A 3281-nucleotide genomic window follows, 5' to 3' on the forward strand; every position below is an offset into this window, starting at 1 on the left:
TTGCAGCCGTGATGGCCCGCGCTACAGCTTGCGCTGCTGCGCCCTGAAAGGCAAAGGGCTGCGCACGCCCATCAACCTGGAAATATGCTATGCCCATCCGCGTCGGTATCGTCGGTTTGCCCAATGTCGGCAAATCCACCCTGTTCAACGCCCTGACCCAGACGGCGGCGGCGCAGGCGGCCAATTACCCATTCTGCACGATCGAGCCCAACGTCGGCAATGTGGCTGTGCCTGACCCGCGTATCGACAAGCTGGCTGCCATCGCCAAAAGCCAGAAGATCATCGAGACGCAGCTGGGCTTTACGGACATTGCCGGCTTGGTGAAGGGCGCTTCCAAGGGCGAAGGACTCGGCAACCAGTTCCTTGCGAACATCCGGGAAACCGATGCCATCGCCCATGTGCTGCGCTGCTTCATCGATGATGATGTGACCCATGTTGCCGGCAAGGTTGACCCGGTGGAAGATGCTGAAACCGTCGAGACCGAGCTGATGCTGGCCGATCTGGAAAGCCTTGAAAAGCGCGTGCCGCAGCTGCAGAAAAAGGCAGCACAGGGCGACAAGGATGCCAAGGTGCAAGCTGCCGTGCTGGGCCAGGCGCTGGAGTTGCTGCAAGCCGGCAAGCCCGCCCGCCTGACCGAGCCCAAGGATGAGGACGAAGCCCGCGCCCTGAAAAACGCCCAGCTGCTGACCACCAAGCCGGTGCTGTATATCTGCAATGTCGATGAGGCCAGCGCCGCCAGCGGCAATGCGCAGAGCGCGGCCGTGGCGAAAATGGCCGCCAGTATCGGCGCCAGCGCCGTGGTGGTTTCGGCCGCCATCGAAGCCGAAATCGCCACGATGGAGCCAGCGGATCGCCAGGAGTATCTGGAATCGCTGGGCCTGGCGGAAACCGGCCTGACCCGGGTGGTGACGGCGGCCTATGATCTGCTTGGTTTGATTACGTTTTTCACGGTTGGCCCCAAGGAAGCCCGGGCGTGGACCGTGAAAAAAGGCGCGCGCGCCCCGCAGGCGGCGGGCGAGATTCACGGCGATTTTGAAAAGAAGTTCATTCGCGCCGAAACCATTGCCTTTGATGATTATATCGCGCTGAACGGCGAAGCCGGCGCCAAGGATGCTGGCCGGCTTCGGGCCGAAGGCAAGGACTATGTGGTCGTCGATGGCGATGTGATGCATATTCTCCACGGGGCCTGACTGGCGTCAGACCCCATGGAAGGCTAAAGCCGCACTATGCTCACCCGCCGCACCTTGATCGCTTCCGCGCTGGCCGCGCCGGCGGCGGCTCAGATCAACCTCGGCTTTGCCGACAATGGCAGCCGGCCGCTCACCAGCGAATTTCCGCAAAAGGGCGAGATGATCTTGCAGCGCAGTTCGCCGCCGCTGCTGGAAACGCCGATGCACGTGTTCGATGTGTCTGATTTTACACCGAATAGTCAATTTTATGTGCGCTGGCACTATCCGTTCCCGCTCCAAATCGATCCCGCCCGCCACCGGCTGCACATCGGCGGCCATGTGAATAAACCGCTCAGCCTGTCGCTCGCCGATCTGGCGCGGCTGCCGCGTCACCGCGTTGCGGCGGTGAACCAGTGCGCCGGCAATGGCCGCGGCCTGTTTGCGCCGCGGGTGGTGGGCGCGCAGTGGGCCAATGGCGCGATGGGCAATGCGCTGTGGGAAGGGGTGCGGCTGCGCGATGTGCTGGCGCTGGCGGGCCTGCGCGGCGGCGCGGTGGCGGTGCGCTTTGGCGGGCTGGATGCGCCGATCAACGAAGGGGCGCCCGATTATGAAAAGTCCCTGCCGGTCGATCATGCCCTGACCGATGATGTGCTGATTGCGTGGAAAATGAACGGTTCTTCGCTGCCGCTGCTCAATGGCTATCCGCTGCGGCTGGTGGTGCCGGGCTGGTACAGCACTTATTGGGTGAAGATGCTTGATCAAATTACCGTTCTGGATCAAGCAGATAGTGGCTTCTGGATGGCAAAGGCCTATTTGCAGCCCGCCAATCCCCTGGCCGATATCGCGCCCGGCGCACCGGCTGGGCCGCGTGTGCCGGTGACGGTGATGCGGCCGCGCGCCATCATCACCAACATCAGCCATGGCCAGCGCCTGCCGCCGCGCACCCTGACCCCGGTGCGCGGTGTGGCAATGGGCGGCGATCACGGCGTAAAAATGGTGGAATTGTCGGGGGATAGCGGCAAAAGCTGGGTGCCGGTGCAGCTTGGCCCCGATCTTGGCCGCTGGAGCTTTCGGCGCTTTTTTGGCGCGCTGGCGCTGGCGCCTGGGCAGAATATCATCATGGCGCGCGCCACCAATGCCGCCGGCACGGTGCAGCCGCTGGCGCAGAACTGGAACCCGTCCGGGTACAACCGGGCGGGCGTCGAGCCATTGGCTGTGGAGATCGGATGATGCGAAAACTGCTGCCGTTTGTGGCGATTCTGTTGACCGCGGCTGGCCCCCAGGGTCCAGTTTTGCGCGTCACAGTGCCAGATGGTGACGGCTGGCTGGCAGACCGTGACCGCGTGTCTGCCGACGCGGTCAACAGCAATTGCCTGGCCTGTCATTCGGCCGGGATGATCACTGCGCAGCCCCGGCTGACGCGCATGCAATGGGGCGAAACCCTCACCAAGATGCGCACTGTTTATGCCGCCCCGATTGCGCCGGAAGACGATGCCGCCATATTGGATTATCTGGCCGCCAGCCCAAGCTGATTGACCTGTTCATGCTGCGCCCGCTAAGGCCATCGGCGTGACGAAGCCCCAATCCCAGCCTGCAATGTCTTTCCAAGCCATGATCCTCGCGCTGCAAGCCTATTGGGGCGGGCAGGGCTGCGTGATCCTGCAGCCTTATGATCTGGAAATGGGCGCCGGCACTTTCCACCCGGCCACGACCCTGCGCAGCCTGGGGCCGGAGGCGTGGAACGCCTGTTTCGTGCAGCCCTGCCGGCGGCCATCGGATGGCCGCTATGGCAACAATCCCAACCGGCTTCAGCATTATTACCAGTTTCAGGTGATCATGAAGCCCAGCCCGGACGATCTGATCGAGCTGTATCTGGGCAGCCTGGACGCCATCGGCATCGACCGCGCCCGCCATGATATCCGCTTTGTCGAGGATGATTGGGAAAGCCCGACGCTGGGCGCCTGGGGCCTGGGCTGGGAAGTGTGGTGCGACGGCATGGAAATCAGCCAATTCACCTATTTCCAGCAGGTCGCCGGCCATGATTGCGCGCCGGTGGCAGGGGAGCTCACCTACGGCCTGGAGCGGCTGGCCATGTATATCCAGGGCGTCGAT

General features: G+C 63.2%; 4 protein-coding genes. All 4 read left to right on the forward strand.

Annotated elements, in window-relative coordinates; translation table 11 throughout:
• The first annotated feature begins 89 nt into the window (after nt 1-89).
• Nucleotides 90-1190: a redox-regulated ATPase YchF gene (ychF, locus tag ABWP50_RS08290; RefSeq protein ID WP_353217526.1), complete on the forward strand. Its 1101-nt coding sequence runs from the start codon at nt 90-92 to the stop codon at nt 1188-1190.
• A gap of 36 nt (nt 1191-1226) precedes the next feature.
• A complete protein-coding gene (locus ABWP50_RS08295) occupies nt 1227-2399 on the forward strand; it encodes a molybdopterin-dependent oxidoreductase (RefSeq protein ID WP_353217527.1) in 1173 nt (390 codons plus the stop codon).
• The gene (locus ABWP50_RS08300; RefSeq protein WP_353217528.1) at nt 2396-2701 is read left to right on the forward strand and encodes a cytochrome c; all 306 of its coding nucleotides are present in this window, start codon (nt 2396-2398) and stop codon (nt 2699-2701) included. Before ABWP50_RS08295 ends, ABWP50_RS08300 begins: the two co-directional genes overlap by 4 nt.
• A gap of 79 nt (nt 2702-2780) precedes the next feature.
• On the forward strand, nt 2781-3281 hold a 501-nt coding region (locus ABWP50_RS08305; RefSeq protein WP_353217529.1), incomplete at its 3' end, for a glycine--tRNA ligase subunit alpha.

The organism is Sandarakinorhabdus sp., assembly GCF_040398645.1.
GTDB lineage: Bacteria > Pseudomonadota > Alphaproteobacteria > Sphingomonadales > Sphingomonadaceae > Sandarakinorhabdus.